This window comes from Mycobacterium sp. Dal123C01, assembly GCF_052566995.1.
The window spans coordinates 3172340-3192289 of the sequence record NZ_CP199580.1 but is presented as its reverse complement, the minus strand read 5'-3'; the positions used below and the strand labels follow the sequence as shown (position 1 = coordinate 3192289).

General features: G+C 65.6%; 6 protein-coding genes and 1 pseudogene. All 7 read right to left on the bottom strand.

Translation table 11 applies throughout. The annotated features are described in order from the left end of the window. Positions 1–155 precede the first annotated feature (155 nt). Positions 156–383: an MbtH family protein gene (locus ACTXG5_RS15090; protein ID WP_445164430.1), complete on the bottom strand. Its 228-nt coding sequence runs from the start codon at positions 381–383 to the stop codon at positions 156–158. Then, a pseudogene (locus tag ACTXG5_RS15085) lies at positions 364–1660 on the bottom strand (SidA/IucD/PvdA family monooxygenase); the annotation flags it as partial. The gene ACTXG5_RS15090 and the pseudogene ACTXG5_RS15085, both read right to left, overlap by 20 nt. Then, positions 1657–6057: an amino acid adenylation domain-containing protein gene (locus ACTXG5_RS15080; RefSeq protein ID WP_445159580.1), complete on the bottom strand. Its 4401-nt coding sequence runs from the start codon at positions 6055–6057 to the stop codon at positions 1657–1659. The gene ACTXG5_RS15080 and the pseudogene ACTXG5_RS15085, both read right to left, overlap by 4 nt. After that, positions 6054–11243, bottom strand: coding sequence for an amino acid adenylation domain-containing protein (locus ACTXG5_RS15075; RefSeq protein WP_445159579.1), 5190 nt, complete (start codon positions 11241–11243; stop codon positions 6054–6056). The genes ACTXG5_RS15080 and ACTXG5_RS15075 overlap by 4 nt, the downstream gene beginning before the upstream one ends. After that, on the bottom strand, positions 11236–14289 hold the full coding sequence (gene mbtD, locus ACTXG5_RS15070; RefSeq protein ID WP_445159578.1) for a mycobactin polyketide synthase MbtD: 3054 nt from the start codon (positions 14287–14289) through the stop codon (positions 11236–11238). Before mbtD ends, ACTXG5_RS15075 begins: the two co-directional genes overlap by 8 nt. Further along, on the bottom strand, positions 14289–15611 hold the full coding sequence (locus ACTXG5_RS15065) for a beta-ketoacyl [acyl carrier protein] synthase domain-containing protein (RefSeq protein ID WP_445159577.1): 1323 nt from the start codon (positions 15609–15611) through the stop codon (positions 14289–14291). Before ACTXG5_RS15065 ends, mbtD begins: the two co-directional genes overlap by 1 nt. Further along, a complete protein-coding gene (locus ACTXG5_RS15060; protein WP_445159576.1) occupies positions 15601–19860 on the bottom strand; it encodes a non-ribosomal peptide synthetase in 4260 nt (1419 codons plus the stop codon). The genes ACTXG5_RS15065 and ACTXG5_RS15060 overlap by 11 nt, the downstream gene beginning before the upstream one ends. Positions 19861–19950: the final 90 nt, after the last annotated feature.

The following is a 19950-nucleotide window of genomic DNA, read 5'->3' as shown; positions in this document are numbered from 1 at the left end:
CCCTTCGAAGTGCAACGACGTGACGGAATGTCACCCCGCACCATCAGCTGTTGCAGATGGTGCGGTTGTGCACCTTGTGACAGATGCTACTCGGGTTCACCCTGACTAGTCTGTGCGCAACCTGTGTAGCAGCCCAGAATTTTGGCTTTGCTGGCTCAGCCGGCCGGCCGGTTCCCGGCCAGGGAATCGCGCAGACTCTTCGACCGGATGTCGGGCCAGTTTTGTTCGACATAGTCCAGGCAGGCCGCACGGGTTGCTTCGCCGAACGCCACGCGCCAGCCCGGCGGAATGTCGGCGAAGGCAGGCCACAGACTGTGCTGTTCCTCGTCGTTGACCAGCACGAAGAACGTGCCGTTGTCGTCGTCGAAAGGGTTTGTGCTCATCGCTTCTCCACCATCGTTTGGTATTTGGACAGACCGGCCGGACCGACCCATGACCCCAGCACCCGGTCCGACAGCAGTCCCAGACAGCTCAGGTTGGGAAACCCGGGCCCCTGGGTGAGTCCGGACAGGTTCGGCAGGAACAGCTTGGGGGTGACGTCGCTGAGGGACAGGTCGTAGCCGATCCCCTCCTGCAGGCGATCGGCGGCCAGCGGTCCGCCCAACCCCAGCTCGAGGGTGTCGAGCGCATCCTGGCTGAACAGTGAGGTGAACCAAAGCGCGTTGGCGCCGGAGCCGTCGATGACGAGATCGAAACCGTGCACCGTCTCCAGGTTCTCGCTGAACCGGTTGGTGGACAGCGTCAGCCGGACCTGCCCGTCGCGGCCAACCGCGTGGGCGACCCGGCCACGCAGGTGGCGGATGCGGTCATCGGCCAGCAGCGCCTCTTGCACGTTTGCCGAGAACACGCCGCGGTCGGTACGGGCCAGCGCGTCGCGACGCTCGTCCAGCGTCAGGGCGGTCCAGTCGGTGGGGTCGGAGAACAGCGAGTTCTCGAAGAAGCTCTCGCCGCGAGTGAACAACGTCACCTGCGGCGAGATGACCGTGATCGTCGAAACCCGGTGCCGGAAAAGCTCATTGAGCATCGAGGCGGCCGTCTCACCGCCGCCGATTACGGCAACCCGCTCGGCATTGATGCGGTCATGGCCGGCCGCGCGATCCCAGAACTGGGCGATCGACATCATCCTCGGGTTGCCGGGCAGCAGCGATTTCTCCGCCTGGCCCGGTCCGGTGATCATCAACGCGTCCGCGTGCACGGTGGTCTCGTGGGTGTGCAGTGCCCAGCGGTCACCGGCGACGCCCAGCCCGTCGACCTCGCCGTGCACCACTTTCATGCCGACCTGGTCGGCGACCCAACCCAGGTACTGGCTCCACTTGCGGTGGGGCGGCGCGGGTCTGCCCCGGTCGATCCACTCGGCGAACGATGCCGTCGCGATCAGATAGGACTGCCAGCTGTACCGGGTCATCCGCTCGTCGACCTCGCGGTTGCGGCGCGGCACCAGCGCCGACCGATAGGGAAACCCGACATCTTTTTCCGGGCTGGTACCCAGTCGGTGCGCCCCGTCGGTCCAGCCGCCGCTCGCCAGCCAGTTCGCCCCCACCCCGGTGCGTTCGACGGCGATCACGTCGGGGACCTCGACGCCCATGTCGCGCAGCGCCGAAGCCTTGGCAGCTACGGCCACCGCCTTGGCGCCGGCGCCGAGGATCGCTAGCGTGCTCATGTCACCACCTCCCGCAATGATTCAATCCAGAGTTGTTGCAACGCAGCGATATCCGCGTCGTCGAGAATGTCGGGCAACGTTCGCCACTGGGTGGCCAGGACACGTTGTCCGTCGAATGTCAGGACCATGGCCACGATGGTGAGCTCATGGCGGACGGCCAGATCCGGTTCCGGCTGCGGCGATACCTTGGCCAGCAGCTCGCGCTCCAGCGTCAGCCCGGTGCCGCCGCCCGCACGGGCCGCGCCGAGATAGTTCAGCAGCAGCTGTGGACCCCGCGACGAAGCAAGCAGTTGGGCGGTGTCGGCACGCAGATAACGCAGCAACCCGTAATCGAGTCCATCGCCGGGAATCGCGGCCAGCTGCTCGCCGACGTCTCGTGGATCGGCCGAGGCCACCCGCACCGGGTAAATGGAACTGAGCAGTCCGACCGTGTCACCGGTGTCGACGGTGAGCGCGCCCGGCTCGTCGACCAGACTGTCGGCCCGGCCGTGGGTTTCCAGCGCCAGCAGCGGCGGCGGCGTGGCCTGATCGCGGGACTGCCGCCAGCGCGTCACCATCGCCGCGGTGGCGGCGATCAGCAGGTGCGGCAACGGCAGGCCGGAGTCCAGTAACCGTCGGGTGGTGTCCGCGTCCGTGGCGAACATGCGGACGTCCAGATCGCGGGCCCGGTCGTGGTCCGGATCGAGCCGCCGGTTGCCGAGATCGGGATCCTCGCCGCCGAATTGTCCGACCCAGAACTGCGCCGTGTCCAACCGGTGAGCGCGCTCGGTGAGGGCGCCGGCCCAGCGCCGGTAACTGGTGTGCTCCCGGATCGGTGCGGGCGAATGGCCGGTCGTCAAGGCCCGCAACGCGGCGTCGAGTTCGCCGAGGACCACGCGCCAGGACGCCGGGTCCATCGCCAGCACGTGGGCGGCCAGCAGCAGGACGCTCTGTCCGGTCGGTGGGCGAAGCCACACCGCGGCCAGTAGCACTCCCCGCTCGGGGTCGAGGCGGTCGACGGCCTGTGCGACGTGTGCGGGGACACCGGCTTGCAGGTCGCCGGACACCGCTACCTCGTCGATGAGCCCACCGCGGGTCTCGGTGGAAGGCAACGGGATCAGGGTCATGGTGGCGCGGTCCAGTCGCGCGCGCAGCACTTCGTGCCCGTCGACGATGCTTGCCAGCGCGGCATCCAGGTGCTCGCGGCTGACGTCGTCGGGCAGCCGGATGGCTTCGGTCTGCGCCAGCCGACGCGGTTCGCCGTATTCGTAGAGCCAGCGCCCATTGGGGAGTACCGGCATGGGACCGGTGCCGTCCTCGACATCACTTGCGGCAGCGACGGTTTCGGATTCGATTGCGTCCGCGAGCTCGCGGACGCTGGCGCACTCCAGGATGAGCCTGGCCCGCAGCGCGATACCCCGGGCCCGGGCCGCCTGCACCACCGACAGCGCCATGATGCTGTCCAGGCCAAGCTGCAAGAAGTCCGCGGCGACGTCGATGCGGGGCAGCCCGAGGAGCTCGGCGAGGAGTTCGGCCAGCGCGGCCTCGGTAGGTGTTTCGGGTTCGCCGACGACGGCGCTGTCGTCGGCGTCGTATGCAGCCAGCGCAGTTTCGTCCAGCTTGCCATTGGCGGTCAACGGAATTTCGTCAACGGTAACGATGCGATGCGGAATCATGTAGCGCGGCAGCCGGGAGCCGAGCATGCCGCGCAGTTCGGCCGCCGACGGCCTATCCGCTACCGCGTCGGCCAGCACTACGTACGCGGTGAGCCGCGCAGCTCCTTGCCTGCGTCGCACCACCACCCCCGCGTGCCGGACGGCCGGATGCGAATCGAGCGCCGCGGCAATCTCGCCCGGCTCGACCCGGTAGCCGCGAATCTTCACCTGGGCGTCGGCACGACCCACATAGTGCAGTGAGCCATCCGATCCGCGGCGCACTAAATCGCCCGTGCGGTACATTCTTTCGCCAACCGCGAACGGATCAGCGATGAATCGGCAGCTGGTCTCGGCTGCGCGTCCCAGATATCCACGGGCCAGTTGCGCGCCGGCCAGGTAGAGCTCGCCGGTCACGCCGATGGGCACCGGACGCAGCGCCGAGTCCAACACGTAACCGCGGGTGTGCCGGGTGGGCCGTCCGATCGACGGCTCGTCGTGCTCGGCGATGGCGGCCACCACCGCCTCGACAGTGGTTTCCGTCGGTCCGTAGCAGTTGTAGGCCGACATCTGCGTGCGGGCGCTCCCGGCGCGGATCAGGGACCACGCGGAGCTGCCGAGCGCTTCGCCGCCCAGCGCCAGCACCGCCAACGGAACCGTCGTCAACAGCCCACCTGCGGTGAGTTGGGCGAACATCGACGGCGTGGTGTCGATCATGTCAACGCCGTGCGCGGCGATCGCCGCGACCAGTGCCTCGGCGTCGGTCTGCGTGTGCTCGTCGATGACGTGCACGCCATGACCGTCGAGGAGCCCGACCAGGGGCTGCCACGCGGCGTCGAACGCGAACGACCAGGCGTGTGCGATACGCAGCGGTCGACCTAGCCGGCTGGCCGCGGGACGTAGCACGCGGTCGAGGTGATCGTCGGCATATGCGCTCACTGCGGCGTGAGTTGCTATGACGCCCTTGGGTTCTCCCGTCGTCCCCGAAGTGAAGACAACATAGACGGCCTGCTCGGGACTGACGTCGAGCGGGCGGAAGACGGCTGGGGGCGGTTCGCTGCCGGTCATGAACGCGTCGTCGATGACGATCAACGCACCGGTTTGGCGCAGAATTGAATCCACTCGTTCTAGCGGCATCCCCGGCTCCATTGGCACACACATCCCACCGACCTTGAGCACCGCAAGCATAGCGACGATGTACTGAGGGCCACGCGAAAGCCGCAGTGCTATTGGGGTTTCAGGCGCTATGCGACGGGTCGCGAGCCGGGCGGCCAACCCGTTGGCAAGGGCGTCCAACTCACGGTAACTCATCGCGCCGCTCGCCCAGCTGACCGCGGTATTGTCCGGAGCGCGCGCCGCGACGTCGGCAAACCGCGCGTGGATGCCGGGCGTGGCCGACGGGGTGAGCGTCCCGGCGACCGCCGGGACCGCCTCGTCTTCGAGCAGGACACTGACGTCGCGCAGCGGCCGTTCCCAATTCGCGAGCAAGCGCTCCACCACGGTGAGCAGCCGGGCGCCGAGGTGTTCGGGCGACATCGCCCCCAGCGCACCGTCAAGCACCTCCACCAGGACCGTCAGCTCGCCGTCGGTGAGGTGCGCCGCGATGGTCACCGGGAAGTGCGACAAACTCTGCATCGCGGCCGGGCGAATTGTCGCTCCGTTAGCGACGAACTCCACGGCCCCCACGACGTCGCGGGGCGGGATGTTCTCGTACACCAACAGGGTGTCGAACATTTCGCCGACACCGGCCAGGGAACGCAATTCGGCGTGTTCCAGATAGCTGTGGTCTCGCAATTCGGCGAACGCACGTTGTAGTGCAAGGCACTGCGCGCCAACTGTTTCGCGGACATTGAGCCGAACCCGTAAGGGCACGGTGTTGATGAAGAGGCCAACCATCGTATCGATGCCCGACAATTCACTGGGCCTCCCTGACACCGTCACACCGAAAGCCACGTCCTGGCGATCGGTAATGACTGAAAGTGTTATCGCCCATGCCATTTGAACAAGCGTGTTGAGGGTCACGCCGCACTTACGGGCGGTGTCGGCCAGTGCTGCGGTCGCGTCGCGCTCGAGCCTCAGTTCGGTGCCGTGCGGAATGCCGGCTCTCGCCGGAATGTCAGTCAACGCCGACGAAAGCAAGGTCGGGCCGTCCAAGCCGCCGAGATGTTCGGCCCACAACGCGCGGCTGGCCGTTTCGTCTCGCGCAGCCAGCCATCCGATGTAGTCGCGATAGTGCCGAGGCGGTGACGGCAACGCACTGGTATCGCCACCGAATCCATACAGGGCAATTAGCTCGGACACGAAGAGTGGCAACGACCACCCGTCGATAACTATGTGGTGCGCGACGATGACCAAACGCCAATGTTCGTCCGGCAATTCGATGATCAGGAAACGGATCAGCGGCCCCCGACCTACATCGAAACGGCGCCGACGCTCTTCGGCTTCGAGGACCTCGACTTCGTCCGGGTCGGCGCGCACACACCGCCACGGCACCTCGGCAACGGCGGGGACCACCTGCACGGGCCTGCTCAGGTTGCCGTGGATAAAACTCGCCCGCAGGTTCGGGTGCCGGGCCAGCATCGAAGTGGCGCAGTCGTGCAGCAACGCGACGTCGAGCGGACCGGCCACGTCGGCGGCCATCGCAATGACATACGGGTCGTCGCCGGACTCCGCATCGGCCAGCGTTGCCATCGAGAACAGGCCCCGTTGCAAGGGACTAAGCGCCATCACGTCCTCGATGACCGGCCGTGTCCCGGCTTGCGTCATCGCGGATCCCATGACGCGGTGAGAGCCGCCAGTTCGTCGGCTGAAAGGCCAGATGTGCTCATCGGCGCGTGACGCGTGTCGTCCGACTCGTCCTCGATGTGCGACTTGGCGTCGAGCGCCGCGGCGAGTTCGTGCAGCACGGGATGCTCGAAAACCATCCGCGGGGTCAGCGCCATCCCGCTGTCACGAGCCTGTGCCGCCATCCGCACCGCAAGGATGCTGTCTCCGCCCAGATTGAAGAAATCGTCATAGCGCCCGACCTGTTCCGCTTCAAGCAGGTCGGTCAGGATCGCCGCCAACGCGTGCTCGGTTGCGGTGTCAGGGGGCTCGGCGGGAGCACGGACCGGTGTCGCCGCGGCTGGCCCGTCCCCGTCGACACCGACCAAGCCGGTCAGCAATTCCAGTCGGCCGTCAGCGTTCCACACGCCACGCTCGCCGCTACGGTAAAGCCTCGAACCTGGCTGTACCGCAAATGGATCAGCAACAAATCGGGTCGCGGTCACCGACGGTCGCGCCAGGCCGGCGCACACGGCCAAACCGCCACCGCAATAGACGTCGCCGTGTGCACCGATCGGAACAGGCTTCAGCGATCCGTCCAAGAGGTACACCCGCGCAGTAGCGCCTCCTGCGTTGGAGAATTTGGAAATGCGTTCCATCTCGTGTTGACTGACGATCTCGACGTCGTTCAGCCGTTGGTCCGGACGGTCGGCGAACGTCTCGATGACGCGCAGCAGCCAGTCCACAAACCGCTGGATAGTGCCGCGTTGGTACAACTCGGTTCGGTAAATGACGCGACCGCGGTATCCGTCGCCGCAGGCGAAGAAGTTGACCGAGAGATCGGCGTGTGCGACATCGAATATCGGGTCCAGAGCGCTGAACGTGGTGTCACCGTCAGGCCCGCTGTCGATGACGCGCTCCTGCTCCAACTGTTCGCGAACATGCACGACCACATCGAACAGCGGATTGCTCGACAGCGTCCGCGCCGGGCTGACCGCTGCCACCACCTGGTCGAACGGCAGGTCCTGATGTGCATACGCGCCGAGCGCCATCTCCCTGGTCCGCTGGAGCACCTCACGCAGTGTCGGATTGCCGTGCAAGTCGTTGCGCAGCACCAGGATATTGATGAAGAACCCGATCAGCTTGTCCAGATCGGGTTCACTCCGTCCAGCCACCGGGGTGCCGATGGGAATGTCCGCGCTGCCGCCGGCCTTGTGCAGCACCACCGCGACAGCGGCCTGCAGGAGCATGAACTCGGTGACGCCAGCAGCACGGCTCAGCGCTGTCAGCTTGTCCCGGATCGCCGACCCGAAACTGAACTCGACGGCATCGCCGGCGCCGCTGAGCAAGGCCGGGCGTGGGAGGTCGGGGTGCAGACCGCTTTCGGTGGACATCCCTGCGAGTTGGCCGACCCAATAGTCACGTTCCGGACCGCTGATGCCGGCGTCGTCGTCCAGCAACGCGGCTTGCCACACACCGTAATCCGCGTACTGCACCGACAGCGGTTCCCAGGACGGCTGCTGTCCGTCGCTACGGGCCCGGTAAGCGATCAGCAGATCGGTGAAAAGCACCTCGGCGGACCAATGATCGCCGGCGATGTGGTGTACCAGCAACGACAATACGATTTGGTCCGGCATGCTCAGCAGCGCTGCCCGGATGGGCCAATCGGACTCCAGGTCGAAGACGTGAACTCGCTCGTTCTCCAGCTCGGCGTGCAGCCAGTCCGTGTCGGGCCCGGCGACGCGACGCACCGGCACCTCGGCGGGCGGGTGGATGATTTGGTATGGTACACCGGCGATTTCGCAGTAGCTGGTGCGCAGGATCTCGTGGCGTGCCACGATATCGGTGATGGCGGCCGTGAGCGCATCGGTGTCGCAGGGGCCACGCAATACCGCGGCGAACGGAATGTTGTTGAAGGCGTTCGGTCCGTCGATGCGATAGGTGAACCAGGTGCGCAGCTGCGATGACGAAAGTCGCGTCGGCCCATGATGGTTCATCCGTGTCAACCGTGGCCGTGCCGAATTCAGATCCAGCGTGTCGATGTGTCCTGCCAGACCCGCGACGGTGGCGAGCACGAAGACCTCCCGCACGCCGATGTCGACACCGAAGCTGCTACGCACTGCCGCAACAAGTCTGGTGGCTAACAGCGAATGGCCCCCGAGGTCAAAGAACGAGTCGTCGGCGCCGACTCGTTCCCGGCCGAGCAATTCACCGAATAGGTCGGCAAGGCGCCTCTCGGCGGCCGTCTGAGGTTCGCGGAACTCCACACCGGAGTCGACCTCGGGATCAGGCAGCGCTTTGTGGTCGATCTTCCCGTGCGAGGTAATCGGAATCTTATCGAGCACAACGTAAGCCGAGGGCACCATATATTCGGGAAGTGCCGCCGACACCCGTGCGCGGATCCGGTCGAGGTCGACCTCCGGCGATCTGTCGTCGCCTACTGCGGGCGTGACGTAGCCGACCAGACTCTTGCCCAGGCGCGGGAGGTCACTGACCACCACGACGGCCTGTCCGACCGTGGGATCGACCGAGATTGCCGCGGCGACGTCTCCCAACTCGATTCGGAATCCACGAATCTTGACCTGTTCGTCGGCGCGACCCACGAACTCGATATCCCCATCTGCGTTGCGACGCGCAAGATCTCCAGATCGGTACATCCGGGCACCCGGGTTGAACGGGTCGGCGATGAATCGTTCCGCGGTCAGCCTGGCCCGGCGATAGTATCCATATGCGACATGCGTTCCACCAATGTAGATTTCGCCCATTACTCCGACCGGTACCGGCTGCAGTGCATCGTCGAGCAGGTGCAACGTGGTGTTGATCTTGGGCCGGCCGATGGGCACGGTACGGGTGCCTTGCGGGCTCTCCACTTTGTAACGGCTCGCATTGATGACGGTTTCGGTCGGACCGTAGAAGTTATGCAACAACGCATCGAATGTCGCGTGGAACTTGTCCGCCACCTCCCCGGGCAGCGGCTCCCCTCCAATGGGCACTCGCTGCAACGTCCGCCACTGGTTGACGCCGGGCAGTGACAGAAAAAGTGCGAGCAGCGACGGTACGAAATGCATTGCGGTGATGCCTTCGTCGTGCAACAGGGCGGTTAGATAACCGATGTCGTTGAGTCCACCGGAGCGCGGGATCACCATCCGTGCACCGCAGGCCAGCATGCCGAAGATCTCAGCGATCGAGACATCGAAGCTGGGCGAGGCGACCTGCAGCAGCCGATCGGTGTTGTCGACCTCATACTCGCCCTTGAACCAGACGAAGTACTCCGCCACGGGGCGATGCGGCACCGCGACGCCTTTGGGCAATCCAGTCGTACCGGATGTGTAGATCAGATAGGCCGTATTCGCCGGCCCCAGTGGCCCGATCCGATCGGCATCGGTGGGATCTTCGGCACTGTATCTGGACAGGTCGCTCACCGGCTCCCGCAGAATCAGTTTGGCGTCGCAGTCGTCGAGGATGAACGTCAGCCGTTCCTGAGGATACGTCGGATCCACCGGGACATACACCGCGCCGGCCTTCACCACCCCCAGCGCTGTGACGATCAGCTCGGGTGACTTGTCGAGCAGCACTGCGACCCGGTCTTCGCTGCCGATCCCCTGGCTGATTAGCCAGTGCGCCAACCGGTTTGCCTTTTCGTTGATATCACGATACGTGAAGATTTCACCTTCGTAGACCACTGCCGTCGCATCGGGCGCATCCGCCGCCTGCTCAGACACCAAGTCCCCCAGCATTTTAGGGGGCGTGTCGAACTCCTCACCAGCCGACACCGCGCGCATCCACCCGGCGTCGCGTGCACTCATCAGCGCCAGCCCCCACAACGGCTGGTCTGGTTTGGCCAGCGCGCTGCCGAGCAGCACGGCGAAGTGGTCGAGCAACTGCTTCGCCAGGCCGGGTTCGAGAATCTCGACCAAATGCTCGGCCTCGACTAATGCCCCGGTGCGGTCCAATTGGACCATGAACCCGAGCGGGAGCTGGGTGAGGTTGCTACGCAAGTCGTAGCGTTCGCACCGGATACCGGGCGGGCTGAATCCGCCACCGTCCGGCTCGCGCATGCCGAAACTGACCCGGGTCATGCGTTCGGCTCCGTGCCGGCGATCCGGGTTCAGCTCGCGTACCACACGGTCGAGGTCGACCCGCTGGTGCGCGAACGCCCCGGCAGCGATGTCACGAGTCAATGTCAGCAGCTCGCGGAAGGTCATCGTCGACTTCGGTCGCAGCCGCATCACCACCGTGTTGCCGAAATAGCCGATGCTGTCTTCGCTTCCGGGGCCGCGGTTGAGAACCGGTGTGGCCACCAGGAAGTCGTCGCTGTGGGTGTAGCGATGTATCAATGCGCCGAACGCGGCCAACAAGACCATGTACGGGGTGCAACCGGTGTCGCGTGCGATCGCGGCCACCTGTTGCACGGTGTCGCCGGACAGCTGCAGCGTGCTGCGGGTGGCGCGCCAGTTGGTGGGTACACTCGTTCCGGCGGGGCCGGGAAGTTCCAGTGGCTCCGCCGGATCGGCCATGACAGCGCGCCAGTAGTCCAGATCGGCCTGAACGGTGTCGTTCCTGGACGGAACCGACGAATGATGTCCAGACCCCAAATCGGCGCCCGCATAAGCCTTGGTGAGGTCTGAGAAGAACACCCGCCACGAGGCATCGTCCCAGGCGATGTGGTGAGCCGTCAACAGCAGCACGTGTTCATCGGAGCGGGTGCGCACTGCGGTGACTCGAAGGGGCGCGTCACCGGAAAGATCGAAGGGGGAACAGAATTCGCGTTGAGCCAGCACCTCCAGGCGCAGCCTCTGAGCATCTTCGGACAGGTCGGTCAGGTCGTGTAGCGCCCAGCCCGGCCGGAGATCCTCGTGCACCTTGCGCCGAGGATCACCGTCATCAACAACGGCGTAAGTGGTGCGCAATATCCGATGCCGGCGGGCCACCGCGTCAACGGCATTGCGCAGCCGGGTCACATCGAGATCGCCGGTAATACGGTAGGAGACACAGATATTGAGCAACGCGCCGCTTGGATCAGCCATCTGCACGAACCACATCCGAGCCTGGCCGTCGGACAGTTGGTCGTCGGCGCGGGGGTTATCCTCCTCGATGGCAGACGAGAGACCCCGTTCGACAAGCCTGCGACGCAGCAGCTCCAGTCGGGCCGCATCGAGTCGGGTACCGGTGTCGGCGATATCAGTCACGCGAAAAGTCCACCTTTTGTGATCTTCCGAAGCGCTCGTCGGCGTCCTCGAGTTTTTTGACAAGTTCGTCGCCAGTGATTTCACCCATCAGCGTCGCCAGGGATACGGTCCGGCCAATCATGCGCTTCAAACGTTTGCGCAGGTCCAGCGCCAACATTGAGTCAATGCCCAGATCGAAGAGTGATTCCCCCAGGTTCAATTCGTCGGCGCGCTCAATTCCGAGCACCGCTGCCAATTGAGTTCGCACCGCATCGACGACCGACACGTTGCTCGTGGGTGGGGCGTCCTGGGCAACGTCCGTCGCCCAGAACTGCCTGCCGGCCGGTTCAGACCGCCTGCTGTTCAGAAAAATCTCCAACCGGGCGGCGTCGGCAGAGAACACCAGCGGGTCGTCGCGCCAATCCTGCAGGCTGGCTTCGATCGCCGGCCGCGGCGCCATCTGCCGCAGCCCGGACCGCTCGATGTTTGCCACCTCGGCAGAATCCGCGAAGCCCCGGGCCGATTCGCCATCGGTAGGGCTCTGCCACAACCCCCATTTCACTGAAACACAATGTCTGCCCCCAGCGCGTAGCCGAGCAGCCGTCCCGTCCAGAAGCCGATTAGCTGCCGAGTAGACTGCGCTTCCCCGCCCTCCCCACACACCGGATACTGACGAACACAACAGCATTCGAGCGTCGGGCCGGACCGGCCATAGCTCAGCCAGATGAGCAAAGCCGTTGACCTTGGCGGCGAAGGTGTCAGCGACGGCCTCCGTTGTCAGCTCGACGGCAGTACCGAACGTGGCGCTGCCCGCTGTATGCACGATCAGCGAGGCGCCGGCAGCGCCGTATTCTGCCGCAATGAGCGACAATTGAGCTGGATCGGTGATATCGCATGAGGGCGACACCAGCTCGGTACCGTATTGGGCTGCCAAGGTTTTCAGCATTTCGGGAGCCGTGCAGCCGCGGCTGAGCAAGACGATGCGCCGCGCGCCGTGCTCGGCGAAATACTGAGCATAGTGCCGACCGATGGTGCCGGAACCGCCGGTGATCACGACGTCGTCGAGCACGCCGGAGTCCAGCGGCCATTGCGCAGCAGCGGGCGCATCGCGGATTGAGCGCTCGAACAATCTGTACCCGCCTGTTGTGTTACGCAGCGCGGTTTCACCAGAACCGGCTAGTAACGCCTCGACGACGGCAGGGCCGGCAGCAGGTGCCAACTCCCACGACGGCAGATCCAAGTGGGTGAAAGCCTGTGCAGGATAATCGAATCCGAGGCTGCGATGCATCGCGGCCAGCGCTGCGTGGCCGACTGACGACAACGCGTCGTGATGGCCGACCCGCTCAGCACCTACGGTGAGCAGGCAGATGGTTTGGCACCGGGGGCCAAGCGCATTCGCATAATCAAGCAAACCGGCCCTAATCAGTCCGGTGAGGGTCCCGGCGGCCCGGCCGGCGTCGACGCTGTCGAGGACCGGCGCGATCGCCACGACGATCTCGGCATCCGAACGTGCACCGAGCTCAGCCGCGGGGTGGGATTCGATCGCCGCCCGCATCCGTTGCGTCAGCGCGCCGTCAGTCGCCCCGAGACCACCGAGATCGACCACCGCGAAGTGCACGGGCGGTCCCGCAGGCGGCGCGGTCAACGCTGTCCGTTCCCAATGCTCGAGGGCAATGTTCAATCCCGAAGCTGTTCGGGGCTCCGGAGGCAACGGCTCGGGGTGCGCCCACATCGGGATTGCGCGCATGGGCGCGTTGGGAAATCCGCGCAAGCCGACGCCGCTGCCGACACCGTCCAGGTGATCTCCCCAGGCGTAGCTGGGGTCGGCTACCGCCGCAGTAACGATATTCGCCGTCAGCGTGTCGACCAACAGTTCATCCCGGTGAGCTGAGCCAACGAGTACCGCCGGGTCTTCCAAGGCGTCGGCTTCAAAGATCTGACCAATTGCGAAAAGCAGCGCGGGATGGGGCGACAACTCAATGAAAGACCCCGCACCACAACGGATTGCCGACTCAAATGCTCGGTCCAATCGCACCGTGTTACGCAGGTTTGCGTACCAGTAGTCGCGAAAGGGTGTGCTCGGCGCCACCACGTCACCGGTGGTGCCGCCGATGAATTGCACCGGTGCCTCCGCGAAGTCCGAGGCAGGCAACTGCTCTCGCAAATCGTCACGAAGCTGCTCGAGCATGCTGGTGTGTCCCGGGAAGCCCGCAGTGATCTCGCGGGCGAATTCACCGCGGGCGCGGACTTGCTCGACGATGGCCAGCACCGCGTCGCGATCACCCGACACTGCGACGGTCGAAGCGGAGTAGACGACAGACACCTCCACCCAGCCGTCGGTCGCCTCGACCAGAGTAGCGGCAGCCGGGGCGCTGATACCCAGCGTCGCCATCGCGTAGCGACCCGGAAGGCGTTCGACCGCACCGGCACGAGCCGTGACCACACCGACAGCGTCCGACAACGTGATGCTGCCGGCGACGACGGCCGCAGCAACCTCACCGAGACTCTGACCAATGGCGAGGTCGGGAACCACACCGCAAGAGCGCCAGACGCTCGCCAGGGCAACGGCGTGAACGAATTGCGCGCTTTGGATCTCGCTTTCAGAAAAGGCATGCCCGTCGTCGGCAACTGTCAGGTAGCGCAGCGGCGACTCGACGTCGGCGGCTTCGAACGCTGCAGCGCAGCTATCGGCCGCAGTGCGATAGCTCGGGATCGACTGGTAAGCATCCGTTCCCATACCCGGCCAGTGACCACCCTGACCGGGAAACACGAACGCCTGTCGCGGGGCCGAAGTTAGCGCCGAACTAGCGACCAGCGGATGCTCACGTCCGTCGGCCAGCGCCCGCAACCCATCGATGAGCTCGAGCCGATCCGCGGCCCGGAACACCGCACGATACCTGCGGACCCTTCGGGTCCTGCGCAGCTGGCGAGCCACCTCGGTCACGGTCGTCTCCGGAAAGCGGTCGAGGTAATCGGCGATCGCTCGGGCATCGGCCGAGACGAGTTCATCGGCGTGGGCGCTGAGCAGCACCGGGATTCGCCCATCGGGTAGTCGTTGGAGGACCATCACGCGCCTCTGCGCCCGAATACGCTCGCGGTGTCGGGCATTGAGACGATCAGATGGGAATTCGTGCCGCTCATTCCGAAGGCGGATATCGCCGCGGTGCGCCATCCTTCGACGGCTGGCCACGGCGTCAGCTTGTCCGCCAGCCGCAAACCTTGGCTCTCCCATTCTATTTCGCGGCTAGGCTCATCGGCGTGCAGAGTCGGAGGTACCGCGGCATGTTCAGCGGACAGGATGACCTTAACGAGACCCAGCGCGCCCGCAGCGGCCTGCGCATGCCCGACGTTGGACTTGACCGATCCCAAACGGGGTCCACGCCCGGGCGGTGCGGTGCCATAACTGGCCGCCAGTGACAACAGTTCAGTCCGGTCACCAAGCCGGGTTCCGGTGCCGTGCGCTTCGATCATCCCCACGTCGGCGGGTTCGATGTTGGCCTGCCCGATGGCGCGCCGGAACAATCGCAGCTGCGCGTCGCGGTTCGGCGCCGTCAGCCCGTTGCTCCGTCCATCGGAGTTCAGGCAGCTGGCGCGGACCTCTGCGAGGATACGACGCCCATCGGCGATTGCCCTAGATCGACGCTGCAGTACGAACATGGCTGCGCCCTCTGCCCAGACTGTCCCGCTGGCGTGCGCGCTGAACGGCCGGCAGTGGCCGTCATCGGACAATGCATGCTGCTTGGAGAACTCGACGAAATAGCCCGGGGAACCCATTACGCAGACGCCGCCGGCGAGCGCGATATCGCAGTCGCCAGCCCCAATCGCCCGGACTGCAGTGTGGAACGCCACCAGCGCCGACGAACACGAGGTGTCGATCGTCAGCGCCGGCCCCGCGAGATTCAACGTATAGGCAATGCGCCCCGAGATAACACCCAACGACGTCCCGCTCATCAGATGTCCACTGTGGTGCGAGAATTCGGATAAACTGGGACCATATTCGAGGGCAGACGCCCCGACATAACAGCCCACGTCATGGCTGGCCAGATCATCGGGGTGGATCCCGCTGTTCTCCACGCTGCGCCACGCCACTCGCAACGCGACCCGCTGCTGCGGGTCCATGGCCACTGCCTCACGCGGTGAGATATGGAAAAACTCGGGATCGAAATTTGTTGCACTAGAAAGGAATCCGCCAAGATTGGGAACAGGCTTGAATCCGTCACGCCGCGACCCATCAAACAGCTCGCGAACCGCCCAGCCACGATCGGTGGGGAACGGGCTAAGCCCCTCCCGCTGTTCGCACAGCAACGTCCAGAAATCGTCGGCGGTTTCGACTTCACCAGGTGCCTCGACCGCCATCCCTACGATGACGACCGGATCGTTATCGGACATCGGCACTCACTATCCGTGCCACCGCGTCGAGGTAGTCGGTGAGGTAGAAATGCCCGCCCTCGAAGTCCGACTGAATAAATCGGCCAGTTGTGTGAGTTTCCCACATAGCCAACAGTTCTCGGCTGATCCGGTGGTCTCGGTTGCCGCCGACGGCGTGGATGTCCGCGTTGATGCGCTCATCTGGCCGGCACGAATACGTGTTCAAAGCAGCGTAGTCGGCCTGCACCGCCTTCACGAGAAGCTCGACAAATTCCTCGTCCTCCAACAGCACGGGATCGGTGCCGCCGAGATCTACCATGTCAGCGAGTACGTCGGCATCGGCAGTCGGCAATGGGCCGGACGCGCCGACCATAGACGGGGCCTCTCCCGCAGAAGCCCACAGCACGCGCACCTTTACCCCATTGCGCTCGGCGATGCGGGCGAACTCGAAGGCGACTACCGCCCCCATGCAATGACCGAACAGACTCAGTGGCGCCACCGAACCCCAATCACCTGCCTCGAACAACTCGAGCGCCAGCGCCGCGACGCTGGCTGCCGCGGGGTGTTCCCGCCGGTCAGCCCGCTGGGGGTACTGCACCACGAATGCGTTGACATCGTTGGCCGACAACGCCTTAGCCAGCGAGCGGTAAGCTGCGGCGGCACCACCGGCATGCGGGAACACCACCACGGATCCGTTCGCCGCATTCGTGGTGAATCGCTTCACCCAAGGTTTGAACTCCCGCGGCGACGTCGTGAACGTGGTTTCTTCGCCGGCGGCCGGATCGAGTGCAGATATCACGTCGACACTGGGCATGTTTGCGACCTCCAGGTACACCTCGGCCACCAACTCGAGCCGGTCAGCATTGGACTCATGGCTGATGAGTAGCTCGGCCAGTGTCGCGATTGTTCGCGCCGCGAAGATATCGGCGACCATCAGGCTCGCTGAATCCAGCCACTGTCTGATACGGGCCACGGCCTGCGTCGCGAGCACGGAATCGCCACCGAGAGAAAAGAAATCGCTGTGCACGCCGACATCAGCGCCGGCACGGCCCAGGACGTCCGCGACGATGTGACACAGTGCACGTTCCAACTGCGTTCGTGGCGCCTGATAAAGCGCCGAGCCGTGCTGTCCGGTTGATGTCTGGGCAAGCAGGACGGTGATCGCCGCACGGTCGACCTTGCCATTGTCGGTGAAGGGGATGCGCTCAACGAACGTGATGTGGCTCGGAATCATGTGTGCGGGAACGAGATCGGCGAGAGCATGGCGGATCTGCTCCGCGGTCAGCTCGATGGAGCTCTCTGTGCATACCGCCGCGGCCAGCACCTCGGAGCTACCGGAAAGCACCGCTGCCACCGCTATCCGCACCCCCGGCACCCGCCGCAGCGCGGCTTCGACCTCACCGAGTTCGACGCGATACCCACTGATCTTGATCCGGTGATCGGCACGGCCGACGAACTCCACCGTGCCGTCGGGCCAATACCTGGCCAGATCGCCGGTGCGGTACCACCGTCGGCCGTCGTGCTCGACGAAGCGCTCCGCGGTGAGATCGGGACGACCGCGATAACCGCGCGCGATGCCGCGCCCGGACACCCAGTACTCACCGGCGACCCAGTCGGGGCAGTCGTCGCCGGTGTCGCTGACCACGCGGCACGCGTTGTTGGCCAGCGGCGTGCCGAAGGGCAAAGCGGTCAAGTCGGCCGGCAGCGCGGCAGGGTCGAGTACCTCGAAAATCGTGTTGTGAACCGGGGTTTCGGTCGCACCGCCCAGCCCGGCGAACCGCAGGTTGGGCGCCTCGGCCTGGAAGCGGCGAGCCACCTCGGGCCGCACCCAGTCGCCGCCGGTGGGAATCACCCGCACCGACGACAGCCGCCCGCGCCCGACTTCGATCAGCATCTCCAACCAACCCGGCATGAAATGCAGCACGGTGATGTGGTGAGTCTCAATGAGCCGGGCCCACGCGTCGGGATCGCGGCGCTGCGCCTCGTCGACCACGACGATCGACCCGCCTGTCCCCAAGGTGACGAAGAGGTCCATCACCGAAATGTCGCCTTCCAGCGTCGACAGGGCCAGGCATCGATCTCCTACGCCGATCTCGAAGTGCCGGCCGATGAATTCCACCGTGTTCATCACGGCGTCGTGGGTCACCTCGACGCCCTTGGGTTCACCGGTCGAGCCCGACGTAAACAACACATAGGCGAGGTCGGCGGGATCAACTCTCGCGGATTGAATCTCGGCGCCGGCCGCCACGTCTGTGAGTACGTCAGCCAGCGTCAGCGCGGGCACCGGCAACGACAGCTGCTGTCCGCCGGAGACCAGGGCCAGCCGCACGCCGCCCGTTTCGAGGATGCGGTGCGCGCGCTCGCGTGGCTGATCGACTCCGATCGGCAGATACGCCGCGCCGGCGGCCAGAATGCCCAACACGGCGGGCACCTGCTCGGCGGTCTTCGGGCCCACCACCGCAACCGTTTCGCCGGCCTCGACCCCGGCGGCGCGCAACGCCGCGACGACTGCCAGCACCTGATCGCGCAGCTGCGCGTACGTGAGGTCGCCGGAACTGGAGAACACCGCGGGAGCGGCGGGCTGTTGCGCGGCTTGCCGGAAGAACCCGTCGTGCAACGCCTCTCCGCTGGGCTCGGCGGTGCGGCTGTTGACCGCGTCACGCACCGCACGTTGTTCGGCGGGCAGCGCCGACGGACCCGCGAGCTCCCAGGCTTCGTCGCCGGAAGCCAGTCGGAGCAGTTCGTCGATCTGGTGGGCGAACATCGCGTCGATGACGCCCGGCGCGAAGACGCCGTCGCGCACGTCCCAGTTCACCAGGACTCCGCCGTCGAACTCGGTGACCTGGGCGTCGAGCAGCACCTGGGGGCCCTGGGAGATGATCCATCCGGGCGTGCCGAATTGCTCGGTGACGTCGGCGCCGAACAGTTCTCCGAGTCCCAGCGCGCTGGTGAAGACCACCGGCGCCAGCACCTGGGTGCCGCGATGGCGGCTCAGATCGCGCAGCACGGACAGCCCACAGTACGCGGAATGTGCGGCCGCGGCCTGCATGGCGTCCTGGACCACGTGCGCCCGTTGCGCCGGGGTGGCTGCGCCCGTCAGGTCGACGTCGAGCAGCAGCGACGAGGTGAAGTCGCCCACCAGCAGATCGACGTCGGGGTGCAGGGCCTGGCGCCCGAACAGCGGAACGTTCAGCAGAAACCGTGACGTGGCCGACCAGCGGGCCAGGGCGTTGGCGAACGCTCCGGCCAGCGCCATCGCCGGGGTGATGCCCCGCGTCCGGGCGCGGGAGAACAGGGCGTCGCGGGTCGTCGCGTCGAACCAGTGCCAACGCCGCGTGCCGCGGTGCGAGTCCCGGCCTCCCACCGCCGGCGGCATCGGCGGGTCGGGCAGTTGCGGGATGCGGTGCGCCCACCAATCACGGTCGGCATCGCGAGCCGGCTGCGAGCGCTCCTCGTCGCGCACCATGGCCTGGCGGTATTCCCGGTAGCTGTAGGCCAACTCGGGCAGTTCACGGCCCAGGTAGAAGGCGGCAAGGTCGGACATCAGCGTGCGGTAGCTCATCGCGTCGGCGGCCTGCATGTCCAAATCGACGTGCAGCCGCGAGCGCTCACCGGGCAGCAGCGTCAACGCGAGTTCGAACACCGCGCCGTCGAGCTGCTGATGCGACTTGATCTCCCGGATCGCGTCCAGCCTTGCAGTGACGCGATCCGCGTCCAGCTCCCGCAGATCCTCGACGGCCACCGGGAAGTCAGCGCATTCGTCGGCCGGGGCGATGCGCTGTGTGCCGTCGGGCAGGAACCGCACGCGCAGCATCGGGTGGCGAAGCGACAGCCGGGTGGCCGCCGCGCGCAGTCGGTCCGGATCGGTCGGCCCACCGTCGAACTCGACGTACAGGTGCCCGGCCACGCCGCCGAACTGCTGGTTGTCGTGGCGGCCCACCCACATCGCGTGCTGCATCGGGGCGAGCGGAAACGGCTCACCGGATACGTCGGCGCCGTCGGTGTCGGGGGCCGGCTCGTCGGTGGCAGCAGCGTGGGAGCCTGCGGCTACTAACTCCGACCAGGCCTCGATGGTCGGAGTGGCAGAAAGCGTGGCGAAATCGACGTCGACGCCCTGGCGGCGCCAACGACCGGCCAGCGACATCATCCGGATCGAATCAAGGCCCTGACTGATCAGGTTGTCACCGGGCTGAACAGCGTCAACACCGACGCCGAGTAGTTCGGCTACCTCCGCACGGATGTCCTCCGAGCACGCGGGGGCACGCACCACGAAATCCTCCCTGAATTAGCACAGGCTGCCCTAATTTTGTGTGGTTACCCTATCCTCTAACCCTGCGCCGTTGCTACCAAGCCCCCTTTA

Bases quoted from the DNA above. Each gene is read 5' to 3' on its own strand.
- ACTXG5_RS15090 (WP_445164430.1), bottom strand. From the start codon at position 383: ATGAGCACAAACCCTTTCGACGACGACAACGGCACGTTCTTCGTGCTG.
- ACTXG5_RS15080 (WP_445159580.1), bottom strand. From the start codon at position 6,057: ATGACGCAAGCCGGGACACGGCCGGTCATCGAGGACGTGATGGCGCTT.
- mbtD (WP_445159578.1), bottom strand. From the start codon at position 14,289: ATGGTCCTCCAACGACTACCCGATGGGCGAATCCCGGTGCTGCTCAGC.
- ACTXG5_RS15065 (WP_445159577.1), bottom strand. From the start codon at position 15,611: ATGTCCGATAACGATCCGGTCGTCATCGTAGGGATGGCGGTCGAGGCA.